15 protein-coding genes and 1 tRNA gene are annotated in these 15,442 nt (G+C 66.9%); 14 read left to right on the forward strand and 2 right to left on the reverse strand.

Features of this window, described 5'->3' with window-relative positions; genetic code table 11:
• Window positions 1-49 precede the first annotated feature (49 nt).
• The 3 genes from CGK74_RS16365 (at window position 50) to bamC (ending at window position 3,137) form a co-directional block, all read left to right on the forward strand.
• Entirely contained in the window at window positions 50-976 is a 927-nt protein-coding gene (locus CGK74_RS16365; protein WP_094269490.1) for a histone deacetylase family protein, read from the forward strand.
• Window positions 977-1,092: 116 nt separating this feature from the next.
• The gene (dapA, locus tag CGK74_RS16370) at window positions 1,093-1,971 is read left to right on the forward strand and encodes a 4-hydroxy-tetrahydrodipicolinate synthase (RefSeq protein ID WP_094269491.1); all 879 of its coding nucleotides are present in this window, start codon (window positions 1,093-1,095) and stop codon (window positions 1,969-1,971) included.
• 26 nt (window positions 1,972-1,997) lie between these two features.
• Window positions 1,998-3,137 (forward strand): outer membrane protein assembly factor BamC, encoded by a 1,140-nt coding sequence (gene bamC / locus CGK74_RS16375; protein ID WP_094269492.1) that lies wholly within the window; start codon window positions 1,998-2,000, stop codon window positions 3,135-3,137.
• Window positions 3,138-3,233: 96 nt separating this feature from the next.
• Here bamC and CGK74_RS16380 read toward each other — a convergent pair whose 3' ends face one another.
• A complete protein-coding gene (locus tag CGK74_RS16380; protein ID WP_094269493.1) occupies window positions 3,234-3,608 on the reverse strand; it encodes a hypothetical protein in 375 nt (124 codons plus the stop codon).
• Between the two features lie 155 nt (window positions 3,609-3,763).
• On the reverse strand, window positions 3,764-4,915 hold the full coding sequence (locus CGK74_RS16385; RefSeq protein WP_094269494.1) for a cupin domain-containing protein: 1,152 nt from the start codon (window positions 4,913-4,915) through the stop codon (window positions 3,764-3,766).
• A 77-nt stretch (window positions 4,916-4,992) separates the two neighbouring features.
• Between CGK74_RS16385 and rlmD the strand changes: the two genes are divergently transcribed.
• The 11 genes from rlmD to CGK74_RS16440 form a co-directional block, all read left to right on the forward strand.
• Entirely contained in the window at window positions 4,993-6,294 is a 1,302-nt protein-coding gene (gene rlmD / locus CGK74_RS16390; RefSeq protein WP_094269495.1) for a 23S rRNA (uracil(1939)-C(5))-methyltransferase RlmD, read from the forward strand.
• A 63-nt stretch (window positions 6,295-6,357) separates the two neighbouring features.
• Window positions 6,358-6,447 (forward strand) — tRNA-Ser (locus CGK74_RS16395).
• Window positions 6,448-6,553: 106 nt separating this feature from the next.
• Window positions 6,554-7,252 carry a pseudouridine synthase gene (locus tag CGK74_RS16400; protein ID WP_094269496.1) on the forward strand — a complete coding sequence of 233 codons (699 nt, stop codon included), beginning with the start codon at window positions 6,554-6,556 and terminating at the stop codon, window positions 7,250-7,252.
• Window positions 7,249-7,719: a DUF192 domain-containing protein gene (locus CGK74_RS16405; protein WP_094269497.1), complete on the forward strand. Its 471-nt coding sequence runs from the start codon at window positions 7,249-7,251 to the stop codon at window positions 7,717-7,719. The genes CGK74_RS16400 and CGK74_RS16405 overlap by 4 nt, the downstream gene beginning before the upstream one ends.
• Before the next feature lie 143 nt (window positions 7,720-7,862).
• Complete coding sequence (flhB, locus tag CGK74_RS16410; RefSeq protein WP_094269506.1) at window positions 7,863-9,005, forward strand: flagellar biosynthesis protein FlhB; 1,143 nt, start codon at window positions 7,863-7,865, stop codon at window positions 9,003-9,005.
• Window positions 9,006-9,016: 11 nt separating this feature from the next.
• Window positions 9,017-11,122, forward strand: coding sequence for a flagellar biosynthesis protein FlhA (gene flhA / locus CGK74_RS16415; RefSeq protein ID WP_094269498.1), 2,106 nt, complete (start codon window positions 9,017-9,019; stop codon window positions 11,120-11,122).
• Window positions 11,123-11,257: 135 nt separating this feature from the next.
• On the forward strand, window positions 11,258-12,679 hold the full coding sequence (gene flhF / locus CGK74_RS16420; RefSeq protein ID WP_094269499.1) for a flagellar biosynthesis GTPase FlhF: 1,422 nt from the start codon (window positions 11,258-11,260) through the stop codon (window positions 12,677-12,679).
• 1 nt (window position 12,680) lies between these two features.
• Window positions 12,681-13,472, forward strand: coding sequence for a MinD/ParA family ATP-binding protein (locus CGK74_RS16425; RefSeq protein ID WP_094269500.1), 792 nt, complete (start codon window positions 12,681-12,683; stop codon window positions 13,470-13,472).
• A gap of 125 nt (window positions 13,473-13,597) precedes the next feature.
• Window positions 13,598-14,368 (forward strand): RNA polymerase sigma factor FliA, encoded by a 771-nt coding sequence (locus CGK74_RS16430; protein WP_094269501.1) that lies wholly within the window; start codon window positions 13,598-13,600, stop codon window positions 14,366-14,368.
• Window positions 14,369-14,399: 31 nt separating this feature from the next.
• Window positions 14,400-15,140, forward strand: a complete 741-nt coding sequence (locus CGK74_RS16435) for a flagellar motor protein (protein ID WP_094269502.1) — start codon at window positions 14,400-14,402, stop codon at window positions 15,138-15,140.
• Window positions 15,141-15,163: 23 nt separating this feature from the next.
• The coding region (locus CGK74_RS16440; RefSeq protein ID WP_276206069.1) for a flagellar motor protein MotB at window positions 15,164-15,442 on the forward strand (279 nt) is incomplete at its 3' end.

Raw genomic sequence — 15,442 nt, forward strand, 5'->3', positions numbered from 1 at the left:
CGATAGAGGGGTGGTCGCTTCGAATGTTCAATACAGGAGAGGGAGGAGTATGACGACTACGGCATTCATCACGCATCGCGAGTGCTGGCTGCATGACATGGGGTCGATGCACCCCGAATGCCCCGATCGTCTCGCCGCGATCAATGACCGCCTGATCGCCGCCGGGCTCGACATGTACATCTCGTTCTACGATGCACCTGTCGCGACGCGCGAGCAGATCATCCGCGTCCACCCGGATTCGTATTTCGACGAGCTGCTCAACAGCGTGCCCGAGCATGGCATTCGCCACCTCGACCCCGACACCGCGATGAGCCCTGGCACGATGAAGGCCGCGCTGCGTTCGGCCGGTGCGGGCGTGATGGCCACGGACCTGGTGATGTCGGGCGAGATCGAGAACGCGTTCTGCGCCGTGCGTCCGCCGGGGCACCACGCCGAGACGGCGAAGGCGATGGGTTTCTGCTTCATGAACAATGTCGCCATCGCGGCGCGTCATGCGGTCGAAGCGCATGGTCTCGAGCGCGTGGCCATCGTCGATTTCGACGTACACCACGGCAACGGCACGGAGGACATCTTCCGCAATGACCCGCGCGTGATGATGGCCGGCATCTTCCAGCATCCCTTCTACCCTTACAGCGGTGCCGACAATCCTCCCGCCCACATGTGCAACGTCCCGCTGCCGGCGGGGACGCGCGGCGATGGTTTCCGTCAGGTCTTCGGTGACGTCGTGGTACCGGCGCTGCGCAGCCACAACCCGCAGATGATCTTCATCTCGGCCGGATTCGATGCCCACTACGAGGATGACATGGGCTCGCTCGGGCTGCTCGAGGCAGACTACGTTTGGGCGACGAACCAGATCAAGGGCGTCGCGGCGGATTGTGGCCACAAGCGAATCGTTTCGGTGCTCGAAGGTGGGTATTCCCTGTCATCGCTTGCGCGTTCGGTCGTTGCTCACATCAAGGCGCTGGCCGACCTCTGACCCTGTCGCATCCTGATACAGCCTCGTGGCTGGCGCAGGCGCGCGAAATTGCGCGCCGCGCTAGCCGCGCCGCAGCGATCGGTTAGAATCCGATTTTTACTGTCTTGCCCAACGCCATGATTACCGGATCGCTTGTCGCAATCGTCACGCCCATGCTCGACGACGGGAGCCTCGACTTCCCCCGTCTGCGCAATCTCATCGACTGGCACATTGCCGAGGGCACCGACGGCATCGTCATCGTCGGCACCACCGGTGAATCGCCGACGGTGGACGTCGATGAACACTGCGAACTCATTCGCGCCACGGTCGAGCATGTGGCCGACCGCGTACCTGTCATCGCCGGCACGGGTGCCAATTCGACCGCCGAGGCCGTCGAACTCGCTCGCTTCGCGAAGCAGGCCGGCGCTGCGGCGCATCTGTCGGTGGTGCCTTACTACAACCGTCCGACTCAGGAAGGGCTGTACCGCCACTACCGCACCATCGCCGAGTCGGTCGAACTGCCGTTGATCCTGTACAACGTGCCGGGCCGCACCGTCGCCGACCTGTCCAACGACACCGTGATGCGCCTGGCCGAAGTGCCGAACATCGTTGGCCTCAAGGACGCCACCGGTAGCCTCGACCGGGCGAGCGACCTGATCGAGCGCGCGCCCGCGGGTTTTGCGCTCTACAGCGGCGACGACATGTCGTCGGCCGCATTCCTGATGCTGGGCGGCCATGGCGTCATCTCGGTGACTGCAAACGTCGCGCCGCGTGCGATGCACGAGCTGTGCGCCGCTGCGGCGGCCGGCGACATGCGCAAGCTGCGCGAGGTCAATGCCGCGCTGACCGGCCTGCATCGCGACCTGTTCTGCGAAGCCAACCCGATTCCGGTCAAGTGGGCGGTGGCCCGCATGGGCCTCATCGGCGACGGCATCCGCCTGCCGCTGACGCAACTTTCCGATTCCTGCCACGAGCGTGTGCTGAAGGCCATGCGCAAGGCCGGCGTCAAGGTCTGATCCGAATCTCTGATTGCAGGAACTTCATGAATCGCTCCATGCGCACTTCCGTTTCCCTTATCGCACTGTCGGTGGCGCTCGCCGGTTGCTCGAGTTCGCTGCTCGAATCCAAGCGCATCGACTACAAGAGCGCGCGCCAGATGCAGCAGCCGCTCGAGATTCCGCCCGATCTGACCGCGCCCACGCGCGATGACCGTTTTGCCGTGCCCGATGTTTCGCCGCGTGGCGTGGCGACCTACTCGGCCTACTCGGCCGATCGCGCCGGCCAGCCGGCAGCGTCCAGCGGTCCTGAGGTCCTGGCGACGCCCGACAAGATGCGCATCGAACGCGCTGGCACCCAGCGGTGGCTGGTCGTTGGCGGAACGCCCGAGGAGCTCTGGCCGCAGATCAAGGACTTCTGGCTTGAACTGGGCTTCATCCTCAACATCGAGAGCCCCGAAATCGGCGTCATGGAAACCGACTGGGCCGAGGATCGCGCAAAGATCCCGCAGGACTTCGTGCGCGCAACGCTCGGCAAGGTGCTCGACGGCCTGTTCTCGACGCCCGAGCGTGACAAGTTCCGTACTCGCCTCGAGCAGGGCAAGGACGCCGGCACGGTCGAGATCTACATCAGCCACCGCGGCATGATGGAGATCTACCCCACCGAAGCCAAGGATTCCACGATCTGGCAGCCGCGTCCGGCCGATCCTGAACTCGAGGCCGAAATGCTGCGCCGCCTGATGGTGCGCCTCGGCGCCGAGGAGGCGCGCGCCGAAGCTGCGCTGACGCAGGCGCCCGCCGAGGAGCGTGCGCGTATTGCCGCGGGCAGCGACGGCCAGGTGAGCCTGAACATGGAAGAGCCCTTCGACCGTGCCTGGCGTCGCGTCGGCCTCGCGCTGGATCGTATCGGCTTCACGGTCGAGGACCGGGACAGGGCACAGGGACTGTACTACGTGCGCTATGTCGATCCGGATGCCGACAACAAGAGCCCCGAGAAGGGCTTCCTCTCGAAACTCGCCTTCTGGCGCAGCGACGACAAGCCCGCGGTCGGCGGCAGCGAGTATCGCCTGCGTGTGCAGGGGCTGGGCGACAATTCGCGCGTGACCGTGATGACCCGCGAGGGCGGCGCAGACAGTTCCGAGACGGCCAAGCGCATGCTGGGCCTGTTGCAGAACGAACTGCGCTGAGCCGGATAGCCGTGTGTCGCTGCAAGGCGGCACACGGAGGTTGCGAAAAGAAAAAAGCCGGCAAGAAGCCGGCTTTTTTGTGCCCGATGCGTGGACTTACTTCTGCGATTCCTGCTTTGCCGCCTCGACGGCAGCGTCGGCCGCAGCCTTGGCCGCATCAACTGCGTCGGCGGCACCTTCCTTGACGGCCTCGGCGCCTTCCTTCGCAGCCTCGACTGCTGCAGCGGCACCTTCCTTCGTGGCTTCGACGGCGGCTGCAGCACCTTCCTTGGTGGCCTCTACCGCGGCTGCGGTGCCTTCCTTGGCGGCTTCAGCGCCTTCCTTCGCAGCTTCGACGGCCTGCTGTGCAGCTTCCTTGGCCTGCTCCTGCACCGTCGGTGCGGGCGCGGCGGTCGGCGCGGGTTGTTCCTGCTTGCCGCAGGCGGACACGGTGATGGCAACGAGGGCGGCGACGAGAAGGGAGTGTTTCATGTGTTCATTCCTTATTCGAATTGACATGCCGCGATGCGTCGAGCGATCGTCGGCAGGGGACTGCAATGCGACCTTGAAGCCATCAAAGTCTAGCAGTAGGCCGCCGCACTTTCAGGTGGATGGTGCGCTGCAAAATGTTAGCGTTTCTTTCCGGGTCAGGCGGCAGCAGGGGCGCCGAAGCCGTTCTCGTACCAGTCGTAGAGCAACTCGGTGAGTCCGTCGGGCGCGTCTGCGAAGGCATTGGCAGGCAGGGCGCGGCGATGCGCAAGGGCGGCGAGGGTGTCGCGGAGTGCCGCATCGATCTCGAGAGGCTCTCCATTAAGGTGGAAGCCTGCGGCTGAGAACAGCAGCAGGCTGCGGGGGTCCAGTGCGAAGCCTCGCTCGCGCAGCGCAGTGCTGAAGCGCTTGCGGCTCAGCGGCTCTTCGGGTGGATCGAAGAAGACGTGCGACTTCGGCTCCGTGAGATAGGCGCCGACGAACGCCTCGACGTCCGCGCGACTCCAGCGGATACCGGCGAGCATGCGCTCGATCTGGTCGATCATGCGACTGCCGATCTCGGCCGAGTTCTGCTGCAGTGCAAGATCCGGATCGGCATACAGGCCTTCGAGGCAGATCCTTTCCTGCAGCCAGCCCAGAAATACGGTGCCGAGTTCCTGCGCGGTGGGTGAGCGGAAGCCGATCGAGTAGGTGGTGCACTCCCCGATCGCAACGCCGTTGTGCGCCCAGTGCGGCGGCAGATAGAGCATGTCGCCGGGCTCAAGCACCCAGTCCTCTGCGGGCTGGAAGTTCTTCAGGATGCGCAGCGGCGCGCCTTCGACCAGGCTGCGGTCGGTCTGGTCGGAGATCTGCCAGCGGCGCTTGCCGATGCCTTGCAGCAGGAAGACGTCATAGTTGTCGAAATGCGGGCCAACTCCGCCGCCGTCGACGGCGTAGCTCACCATGAGGTCGTCGAGCCGCGCCTGCGGGATGAAGTCGAAGCGGTGCAGCAGGCGGTCGCCATCGGGCACCCACAGGTTGAGGCCCTGCACCAGCACGGTCCACGGCTGCTTCTTGCCGCGCAGGCGTCCGCGGCTCTGAGGGCCATGTTCCAGCGTCCATTCGCCTTCGAGGCCTTCGGCGGGCAGGCGAATGTAGCGCGACTCGACGTCGGGATCGCAGGCGAGATCGAACAGTTCGTCCTTGCTGACGACGCCGGTAAAGCCGGGTACGGCCTGACGGATGAGCAGGGGCTTCTTTTGCCAGTATTCGGCAAGGAACTCGCGCGCCGACAGGCCGCCGAGCAGGGTTTCGAGCGTGGGCAGATTCATGGCGCGGATTATAGGCGCTGGCGCGGACGGCTTTGCGAACGCGGTAGAATCGCGCGACTTTTTCCATCGGGATCCCCATGTCCGTTGCAGTCATCGAATCGCTGGACCACGAAGGTCGCGGCATCAGCCACGTCGACGGCAAGGCCGTTTTCATCGAGGGGGCACTGCCCGGCGAGAAGGTCGAATACACGGTGCTGCGCGATCGTCCGCGCTACGCACAGGCCGAGGTCGCGCGCGTGCTCAAGCCGAGTGCGCAGCGCGTGCAGCCCCGTTGTGCGCATTACGGCACCTGTGGCGGCTGTTCGATGCAGCATCTCGATCCGGTGGCGCAGGCGGCCGCCAAGCAGCGCATCCTGGAAGACGCGCTGTGGCACATCGGCAAGGTCGAGCCGCAGATCGTCTACCCGGCCATCCACGGGCCGTCCTGGGGGTATCGCTATCGCGCCCGCCTGAGCGTGCGCGTGGTGCCGAGCAAGGGCGGGGTGCTGATCGGCTTCCACCAGAAGCGCTCGAGCTACATCGCAGACATGCAAGCCTGCCCGGTACTGCCGCCGCAGATCTCCGCCCTAGTGCCGGAACTCCACGGCCTGATCGCCGCCCTGTCGATCGCCGACCGCGTGCCGCAGATCGAGATCGCGGTCAGCGATACCGCGACCGCCTTCGTCTTCCGCCACCTGTTGCCCTTCAGCGGCAAGGACCGCCAGGCGCTCGCGGCCTTTGCCGAGCGTCACCACATCCAGGTCTGGGCCCAGCCCGGCGGGCCGGACACGGCCGCGCCGCTGCATCCCGTCAATGGCCCCGGCCTGGCCTACACGCTGCCGGAGTTCGACGTGACGATGGACTTCCGCCCGACCGACTTCACGCAGGTCAACGTCCATATCAACCGGCTGCTTATCCGGCGTGCGATGCAGTTGCTCGATCCGCAGCCGGGCGAGCGCATCGCCGACCTGTTCTGCGGACTCGGCAACTTCAGCCTGCCGATCGCACGGCGCGGTGCGACGATGGTCGGGGTGGAAGGCAGCGAGGCGCTGGTCGAGCGCGCCCGGGCGAACGCGGACAGCAACGGGCTCGCCGAGCGCTGCGAGTTCCATGCCGCCAACCTGTTCGAGGCGACCGAGGACAGCCTTGCGGCGCTCGGTCCGCTGGACAAGCTGCTGATCGATCCGCCGCGCGAGGGCGCGATCGCCGTGGTGAAGGCGATCAGCGCGCTGCAGCGTCCGCCGCGCATCGTCTATGTGTCGTGCAATCCGGCCACGCTGGCGCGCGACGCCGCGGTGCTGGTGCATGAGAAGGGTTACGTGTTGCGCGGTGCGGGTATTGCCAACATGTTCCCGCAGACGTCCCACGTCGAGTCGGTGGCGCTGTTCGAACTGGCGTGATGTGTCGGTCTGTTGACCGTCCGGCGGTGCGCGCGGAGTCGGTGCTATAATCCGCGCCCTTGCGGAGGCGTGGCAGAGCGGTTGAATGCAACGGTCTTGAAAACCGTCAGGGGTTAACGCCCCTCGTGAGTTCGAATCTCACCGCCTCCGCCAGATTTTTCCGGGAAGCCCTGAGCGATCAGGGCTTTTCTCATTCCGGTTGCCGACCCGGGCGCCGCCGGATAATGCCTGCGATACCGCAGGCGTATCATCCTGCTCCATGTCCCGTCTCATCCTCCTCAACAAGCCCTTCGGCGTGCTGTGCCAGTTCACCGACGAGGCCGGCCGCGCCACGCTCAAGGACTACGTTGCCGTGCCGGGCGTGTATGCCGCGGGGCGGCTCGATACCGACAGCGAGGGCCTGCTGCTGCTGACCGATGACGGAGCCCTGCAGCACCACATCGCCGATCCGCGGCACAAGCAGCCCAAGACCTACCTGGTGCAGGTCGAGGGCGAGCCGGACGAGGCCGCGCTGGCGCTTTTGCGTGCCGGGCTGGATCTTGGCGACTTCCACACTCAGCCTTGCGCGGCTCGACGCGTCGACGCGCCCGATTGGCTGTGGCCGCGCGATCCCCCGGTGCGCTTTCGCAAGACGGTGCCAACCGCGTGGCTGGAGATCGTGCTGCGCGAGGGCAAGAACCGGCAGGTGCGACGCATGACGGCGAAGATCGGCTTCCCGACCCTGCGCCTGGTGCGCGTGGCGATCGGGCCGTGGACGCTGGACGGGCTGCAGCCCGGGCAGTGGCGCGAGGTCGCGCCGCCGGCCATGCCCGCGCCTCGGGTTCCGCGCGCCGCAGCGCCGGGGGCGTCTACCCGCCAGTCGGGGCCGCGAGGGCCGGCGTCCTCATCGGCTCGCCATGGCGCCGGCGGCACGGGTAAGATGCGCCGCGTCCAAACAGGTTCGAGGTCGAAGGGATGAAGCTTCAGTCGGGGGTGTCGCGTCCTTTGGTTGCGTTGGGGTTCGGGTTGGTCGGTGCGCTGGCGGCCGGTACCGCAGCGGCGCAGCAAGCCATGCCGATGGCCGAGCTCGGGGCCGGCATGTTCCGCATCGAGGCCGAAGTGGCGCACACCTTCCAGAACCGCCAGATCGGACTGATGAACCGTCGCACGATGCCGCTGCATCGCGGCATGGTCTTCGTGTTCCCCGAGGACGCGCGGCACTGCATGTGGATGAAGAACACCTACCTGCCGTTGTCGGTGGCCTTCCTTGACGCGCAGGGCAGGGTGCTCAACATCGAGGACATGCAGCCCCAGACCGAGGACAACCACTGCGCGTCGGCGCCGGCCCGCTTCGCGCTCGAGATGAACCTGGGGTGGTTCCGCGAACGCGGCATCAAGCCCGGCGACACCCTGCGCGGCATCGATCGCCTGCCCGTGGCGCGCTGAACCGGGGCGCGGCAAGGATCGAATAGCGGTCGTTTCCCGCCTTTTATCGACCGGCAGATATTGCCGGTCGCGGTCGATAATCCGCACACGTCGTTTCGCGTCCGCGCCGGTTGCCGCGCGGCGGGGCGACGATGGAGTCGGCCGTGGCCGAAGATAGCGATCTAGAGAAAACAGAAGCCCCATCACCGCGACGGCTTGAGCAGGCGCGCGAGGAAGGCCAGGTCCCGCAGTCGCGGGAGCTGTCGACTTTCTTCGTCACCATCACCGGCGTGGCGACGCTTTGGCTGCTTGGCGGCTGGATGGCCGAGCGCATGCTCGCCGTGGTGCGTACCGGCTTCGCCTTCGAGCGCGCCACCGTCTTCGACGTGACACTGATGCTCGAAGTGTTCCGTGGTCAGCTCAGCGGTGCACTGCTGATGCTGGTGCCGCTGTTCGCGGCCCTGCTGGTGGCGGCCGTCGCTGCACCGGTCGCGCTCGGCGGCCTGCTGTTCTCGACCAAGGTGCTGGGACCGAACTTCGGCCGCATGAACCCCATCCAGGGGCTCGGCCGGATGTTCTCCATGCATGGCCTGGCCGAGATGGTGAAGGCGATCCTGAAATCGCTGCTGATCGGCGGCGTCGCCTCGATGGTGTTGTGGGCGAACAAGGACCACCTGTTCGGCCTCATGGTGTCGCCGCTGGAGATCGGCATGAGCGAGTTCTCCGGCACGATCGTGCTGGCCGCCGTCCTGATCGCGGCCAGCCTCGGCTTGCTCGCGCTGATGGACGTGCCCTTCCAGCTCTGGCAGTACCACAAGAAGCTGCGCATGACGAAGGAGGAGGTCAAGCGCGAGGGCAAGGAGCAGGAGGGCGATCCCCAGGTCAAGGGTCGCATCCGTGCCATGCAGCGCGAGATGGCGCGCCGGCGCATGATGGCCGAGGTGCCCAAGGCCGACGTGGTGGTGACCAACCCGACGCACTTCTCGGTGGCACTCAAGTACGACGCCGAGCGCATGGGTGCCCCGGTGGTGGTGGCCAAGGGCCGTGGCGAGACTGCGCTGAAGATCCGCGAGATTGCGCGCGAGCACGAGGTGCTGCTGCTCGAGGCGCCGCCGCTGGCGCGTGCGCTGTACAAGCATTGCGAGCTGGAGCAGGCGATTCCTGCCGCGCTCTATACGGCGGTGGCCGAAGTCATGGCCTACGTCTACCAGCTCGACAACTGGATGAAACAGGGTGGGCTGCCGCCGCAGGCCCCCACCCACCTGCCGGTGCCCGAAGGCATGGACCCCGGCGCCCCCGACGAATGAGCGCGTGAACGATGGCCCTTAACGACACCCTGAACCTGCGCCAGCTGCTGACCCCGGCCAACCTGCGCCAGCTCGCCGCGCCCATCCTCATCATCATGATCCTGTCCATGATGGTGCTGCCGCTGCCGGTCTTCCTGCTGGACGTGTTCTTCACCTTCAACATCGCAGTGTCGGTGATGGTGATGCTGGTGGCGATGTACTCGAGGAAGCCGCTGGACTTCTCGGTGTTCCCCACGGTGCTGCTGGTGACGACGCTGCTGCGGCTGTCGCTGAACGTCGCGTCGACGCGGATCGTGCTGCTCGAAGGCCACGGCGGCCCCGACGCCGCGGGCAAGGTCATCGAGGCCTTCGGCAACTTCCTGGTCGGTGGCAACACCGCGGTGGGCATCGTGGTGTTCGTGATCCTCACCGTCATCAACTTCGTCGTCATTACCAAGGGCGCGGGCCGCATCGCCGAAGTGTCGGCGCGTTTCACCCTCGACGCGATGCCCGGCAAGCAGATGGCGATCGACGCCGATCTCAACGCCGGGCTCATCGACGAGAAGGAAGCCAAGCGCCGGCGCAAGGAGATCGCGCAGGAATCGGACTTCTACGGCGCGATGGACGGTGCTTCCAAGTTCGTGCGCGGTGATGCGGTGGCGGGCATCATCATCCTCGTCATCAACATCATCGGCGGGCTGTTCGTCGGCGTCATGCAGCACGACATGGCCGTGGGCGACGCGGCCCACACCTACACGCTGCTGACGATCGGCGACGGCCTGGTGGCGCAGATTCCGGCGCTGATCATCTCGGTGGCGGCCGGCCTCGTCGTGTCTCGTGTCGGCGATGAGGGCGACATTGGCGGCCTGGTCATCGGCCAGCTGTTCGCCAATCCGGCGGTGATGACGCTGACCGCAATCATCATCGGCGTGCTGGGCCTGATCCCCGGCATGCCGAACCTCGTCTTCCTGTTGCTCGCCGCGGTACTCGGCGGCCTGGCGTGGATACGACACAAGCAGATGCAGGAGGCCGAAGCCGAGGCTGCCGCGCCGGCGGCGGCCAAGCAGGCGGAGGCGCCCCGGGCCGATGCGCAGGAGGCGAGCTGGAACGACGTTTCCCAGGTCGATGTGCTTGGCCTGGAAGTCGGCTACCGGCTGATCCCGATGGTCGACAAGGGCCAGGATGGCGAGCTGCTCAAGCGCATCCGCGGGCTGCGCAAGAAGTTCGCGCAGGAAGTCGGCTTCCTGTCCTCGCCGGTGCACATCCGCGACAACCTGGAGCTGAAGCCCAACGCCTACCGCATCGCCCTGAAGGGCGTCGAAGTTGGCTCGGGCGAGGCCTATCCGGGCCAGCTGATGGCGATCAACCCGGGCCACGTATCCGGTCCGCTGCAGGGGCGGGAGACCACCGACCCGGCGTTCGGTCTGCCGGCGTTCTGGATCGATACCGGCATGCGCGAGCAGGCCCATGCGCTGGGTTACACGGTCGTCGATGCCAGCACCGTGGTCGCAACGCACCTCAACCACGTCATCCTGAACCATGCCGCCGAACTGCTCGGTCGCCAGGAGACGCAGGCGCTGCTCGACCACGTCGGCAAGGATTCGCCCAAGCTCATCGAGGATCTCGTGCCCAAGCTGCTGCCGATCGGCACCGTGCAGCGCGTGCTGCAGAACCTGCTGGAAGAGGGCGTCAACATCCGCGACATGCGCAGCATCATCGAGGTGCTGGCCGAGCATGCGCCTCGCACGCAGGACCCGGTGCAACTCACCGTCAAGGTGCGCGAGGCGCTGGGGCGCGCGATCATCCAGGGCCTGTTCCCGGGCAACGCGGACGTCAACGTCATGGCGCTCGAGCCCGGCCTGGAACGCATCCTGATGCAGGCCATGAGCGCGGGGGGCGAGGGTGGTGCGATCGAGCCAGGCCTGGCCGACACGCTGCTGCGCCAGACCGCGCAGATCGCCCAGCGCCAGGAAGACATCGGCCTGCCGCCGGTGCTGCTGGTGCCGTCGCAGTTGCGCATGCTGCTGTCGCGCTTCCTGCGCCGCGCGGTGCCTTCGCTGAAGGTCATCTCCAACAGCGAAGTGCCCGAGTCCCGCACCATCCGGGTGACCGCGATGATTGGCGCACAGCAGGGCTGAGGCGGCCCCGCGGCGACGCGGTCGAGCATCGAATAAGCGGGGTAAAGGCGGTTTATTCGGCCAAAGGGATGCCACCCGAAGCCGAGATAATCCTTCTCAAGCTGCGGCAAAAGTCAGGCCGCCCGGAGAAACGCCATGAACGTCAAACGCTACTTTGCCCCCACTGCCCGCGAGGCGCTCCGTGCGCTGAAGGAGGCGCTCGGCCCCGATGCGATCGTGCTGTCCAATCGCGCCGTCGATGGCGGGGTGGAGATCCTGGCCCTGCCGGGCGAGGCGGTGAGCGCACTGCAGGCGGCCAATCGCGCCGCAGTTGCGGCAAAGTCCAAGGCGCCTGCCGGCGAACCGGCCGCAGTAACGGCGCCGAAGCCGGCGGCGGCCCCGGTGCGCGAGCCGGCCGACGGTGACTTCCGCGTCAGCCTCTCGGCGCTGGCCGCCAGCGCCGCGCGCAATGCGGCACGTCCGGCGCCCGCCGCGCCGGCACAACCGGCGGTGGTGCGGCCGTTTTCGCCGCCTCGCATCGAGTCCGCCGATTTCGCGCTGCGCAGCCGCCCCGCGGCCGCGCCGGCGGCGCCCGTGGCGGCCGCGGACGACTTCGGCAATGCCCGCATGCGCGAACTGCAGGAGACCAATGCGCGACTGATGCAGGAACTGTCCGGCATCCGCGGCATGATCGAGCGCCAGCTTGCCGGTTTCGCCTGGGGTGAGACGCGTCGCCAGGCCCCTGCGCGTGCCGCGCTGATGGGCGAGCTGCTCGAGGCCGGCTTCTCCACGGCCACCGCACGCAAGTTGGCCGAAGCGGTGCCGGAGGATGCGAGCCGGATCGAGGCGCGCGAAGCCGCCGGTGCCGCGCTCGACCGCATGATGCGCGCGCATGCCTCGGACGACGACGTGATCGACCGTGGCGGCGTCTATGCGCTGGTGGGTCCCACCGGCGTGGGCAAGACGACCACCACCGCCAAGCTCGCCGCGCGCTGCGTCGTACGCCACGGGGCCAGCCGGCTCGCGCTGATCACGACTGACGGCTACCGCATCGGCGCGCAGGAACAGCTGCGCATCTACGGCCGCATCCTGGGCGTGCCGGTGTTTTCGGTGCGCGACGCAGCCGACCTGCGCCAGACGCTCGCTGGCCTGCGCAACAAGCACATGGTGCTGATCGACACGATGGGCATGAGCCAGCGCGACCGCATGGTGGCCGAGCAGGCGTCCATGCTGAGCGGTGCGGGTGACGTTCGCCGCCTGCTGCTGCTCAATGCCACCGCCCGCGGCGACACGCTGGACGACGTGGCGCGCGCCTACGCCGGCCAGGATCTGGCTGGCTGCATCTTCACCAAGGTGGATGAGGCCGCGTCGCTGGCGCCGGCGCTCGACGTCGCGGTGCGCCACGGGCTCGAGATCCGCTACCTGACCAACGGCCAGCGCGTGCCCGAGGACCTGCACCTGCCGAACCGGGCCTACCTGCTGCACCGCGCACTGCGCGAGCAAGGTGCGGAGTCGCCCTGGCACCTGAACGATGAAGAGGCAGGAATGATGCTGGCCGCGGCCAGCGGAGGAGCCTGACATGTTCGACAAACGCGAGGATCAGGCAGCCGGACTCAGACGGCTCTTCCGCCGTGCGCCACCGCAGGTCGTGGCGCTCTATGCCTGCGGTCGCCATCGTTCACACAACGCCGTGCTGGCTGCCCATCGCATTGCCGGTCACGCCGAGCGGGTGCTGATCCTGGACGAAGCCGAAGGCGAGGTCGGGCTGGCAACGGCACTGCAACAAGCACCCGGTCCCGACCTGCTTCAGCTGCTCGACGGCCGCACCACACTGGCCGACGTGCTGCAACCCGCGCCCGGCCTGATGGGGCGTGTCTCGGCGGTCGCCGCGGCGCTGGCGCTGCCGCTGCTGGACGACGCCCGTCGCGCCTGCCTGGTCGAGGCCTTGCGTATCCTGCATCGCCACGCCACCTTCGTGCTGGTCCATGCAGACTGCGAGACCGCCGCAGAGCCGTCGCCTTTCGTCGGCGCCGCCCCCTGCCGCCTGCTCGTGGCCGAAGCCAGCGCAAGCGGTGCCACCGAGGCCTATCGCACGATCAAGGCGCTGGCTGCCGCAGGTGCGGGTTCGGTGCATGTCGCCGTGTGCCGTGCTCGCAGCCGCGATGATGCAGCGCGCTTCTTCTCGAGCCTGGAAGCCCTCGTGCGGCGCCATGTCGGCCTGCCGCTGGCGTGGGTGGGCGAGGCGGAGCGCGATGATCTCGCTGCGGCCCTGTCGCGGCCGGATACCGCCGCCTCGACGCGCGCGGCCGGTGCAGCCTTCATGCGCCGGATCGAGGCGATGAGCCGGATCAAACCCTCGCTGAGTGCCTGACCATGCATGGCGGCGTGATGTATCCCGCTGGTAATGCGTACGACAGTGCGGGAGAATGCCGGCAACCCACTTCTCCGTCAGGTATGCGGACTGCATCGCGCCGCAAAAAGATACAGGCCCAATGGATGTACGACGCCAAAGGTAATCTCGACAAGGCACACCTGGTCGAAGCCTATGCGCCGCTGGTCAAGCGGATCGCTTACCAGCTCATGTCCAGATTGCCCGCCAGCGTCGAGGTGGACGACCTGATCCAGAACGGCATGATGGGGCTGCTCGATGCCATCGGCCGCTACGAGGACGGGCTTGGCGCGCAGTTCGAGACCTATGCCGTGCAACGGATCCGTGGTGCCATGCTCGACGGCCTGCGCGACAACGACTGGCTGCCGCGCAGCTTGCGCCGCGACATGCGCCGCATCGAGTCCGCCATCCACATGCTTGAGCAGGAATTCGGTCGCCCGCCCTCCGAGGGCGAGCTGGCTGATTCGCTCGGCGTGTCGCTGGCCGAGTACCAGCACATGCTGCAGGAAGCGCGGGGGCATCAGCTCGTCTATATCGAGGACTTCAGCCACGATCAGGACGACAATTTCCTCGAACGTCATCTCGTGCAGCAGGACGCCAATCCGCTGGACCTGCTGGCCGATGCCGACATGCGGCGGCGCCTGGTGTCAGCCATCGAGGTCCTGCCCGAGCGCGAACAGATGGTCATGGCGCTCTACTATGACGAGGAGCTGAATCTGCGCGAGATCGGTGCCGTGCTCGGTGTCACCGAGTCGCGCGTGTGCCAGCTCCACAGCCAGGCGGTGGCGCGGCTGCGCTCCTCGGTGTTCGCGGGCGAAGGGGCGACGCGGGCACCGGCACGGCGTGGCAGGCCCCCCAAGAAGCCGGCTCAGGACTGATTCGTCATGAACGCTTTCGGACTTCGCCGCCATGGATAGGATCAGCGTCTTCGGTCTCGCACTCGGCCTCGCGGCGATCCTGGGCGGCCAGGTGCTGGAGGGTGGGCACATGTCCTCGCTGGTGCAGCCCACGGCTTTCCTGATCGTCATCGGCGGCACGCTGGGCGCGGTGATGCTGCAGAGCCCGCTGCGGACCTTCGTCGAGGGCATGCGCATGGTGCGATGGGTGTTCGTGCCACCGGTGACCAGCCCCGAGCGGATGATCGAGCAGGCGGCCAACTGGAGCCAGATCGCGCGCAAGGAAGGTCTGCTGGTGCTGGAGAACCAGATCGGAAACCTGCCGGATCCCTTCATGCGCAAGGGGCTGCAGCTGCTGGTCGACGGCGTCGACCCGACGCGTCTGCGCGACGTGCTCGAGGTCGAGATCGGTGCCTGGGAGGCACAGATGCGCCAGTCGGCCAAGATCTGGGAGGCGGCGGGCGGCTATGCGCCGACGATCGGCATCCTGGGTGCGGTGATGGGTCTGATCCACGTCATGGAGAACCTGTCAGACCCGTCCAAGCTGGGTGCGGGCATCGCCGTGGCCTTCGTCGCCACCATCTACGGCGTCGGCTTCGCCAACCTCGTCTTCCTCCCGATCGCCAAGAAGCTGGGCGCGCAGATTGCCGCGCTGACGACGCAGCGCGAGATGTTCGTCGACGGTCTGGTGGGCATCGCCAATGGCGACAACCCGCGCATCATCGCCAGCCGCATGCAGGGCTACGTGGTGTGAGCCACCTCGGCCGGAACTGAACCATGGCCCGCCGACGCAAACACGAGGAGGAGCACGAGAACCATGAACGTTGGCTCGTCTCCTACGCCGACTTCATCACGCTGCTGTTCGCCTTCTTCGTCGTGATGTACTCGCTGTCCTCGATCAACGAGGGCAAGTACCGCGTGCTGTCCGATTCGATCGTGCAGGCATTTCGCAGCCTCAACATCAACGAGAGCGGCCAGCAGATCATCCTCCCGCCGGTGGCGGTTGCGCCGGTCGTAAGCGGTAACCGGGCGGCGTTCTTGCCTACTTCGAGCGCG

The sequence above is a fragment of the Thauera propionica genome (genome assembly GCF_002245655.1).
GTDB lineage: Bacteria > Pseudomonadota > Gammaproteobacteria > Burkholderiales > Rhodocyclaceae > Thauera > Thauera propionica.

What these genes read in the sequence shown, in the direction of transcription:
- CGK74_RS16425 (WP_094269500.1), top strand. Translation starts at nt 12,681, where the DNA reads ATGTTCGACAAACGCGAGGATCAGGCAGCCGGACTCAGACGGCTCTTC.
- rlmD (WP_094269495.1), top strand. Translation starts at nt 4,993, where the DNA reads ATGTCCGTTGCAGTCATCGAATCGCTGGACCACGAAGGTCGCGGCATC.
- bamC (WP_094269492.1), top strand. Translation starts at nt 1,998, where the DNA reads ATGAATCGCTCCATGCGCACTTCCGTTTCCCTTATCGCACTGTCGGTG.
- CGK74_RS16405 (WP_094269497.1), top strand. Translation starts at nt 7,249, where the DNA reads ATGAAGCTTCAGTCGGGGGTGTCGCGTCCTTTGGTTGCGTTGGGGTTC.
- flhA (WP_094269498.1), top strand. Translation starts at nt 9,017, where the DNA reads ATGGCCCTTAACGACACCCTGAACCTGCGCCAGCTGCTGACCCCGGCC.
- CGK74_RS16385 (WP_094269494.1), bottom strand. Translation starts at nt 4,915, where the DNA reads ATGAATCTGCCCACGCTCGAAACCCTGCTCGGCGGCCTGTCGGCGCGC.
- CGK74_RS16380 (WP_094269493.1), bottom strand. Translation starts at nt 3,608, where the DNA reads ATGAAACACTCCCTTCTCGTCGCCGCCCTCGTTGCCATCACCGTGTCC.
- dapA (WP_094269491.1), top strand. Translation starts at nt 1,093, where the DNA reads ATGATTACCGGATCGCTTGTCGCAATCGTCACGCCCATGCTCGACGAC.
- CGK74_RS16400 (WP_094269496.1), top strand. Translation starts at nt 6,554, where the DNA reads ATGTCCCGTCTCATCCTCCTCAACAAGCCCTTCGGCGTGCTGTGCCAG.
- flhF (WP_094269499.1), top strand. Translation starts at nt 11,258, where the DNA reads ATGAACGTCAAACGCTACTTTGCCCCCACTGCCCGCGAGGCGCTCCGT.
- CGK74_RS16435 (WP_094269502.1), top strand. Translation starts at nt 14,400, where the DNA reads ATGGATAGGATCAGCGTCTTCGGTCTCGCACTCGGCCTCGCGGCGATC.
- CGK74_RS16365 (WP_094269490.1), top strand. Translation starts at nt 50, where the DNA reads ATGACGACTACGGCATTCATCACGCATCGCGAGTGCTGGCTGCATGAC.
- CGK74_RS16430 (WP_094269501.1), top strand. Translation starts at nt 13,598, where the DNA reads ATGTACGACGCCAAAGGTAATCTCGACAAGGCACACCTGGTCGAAGCC.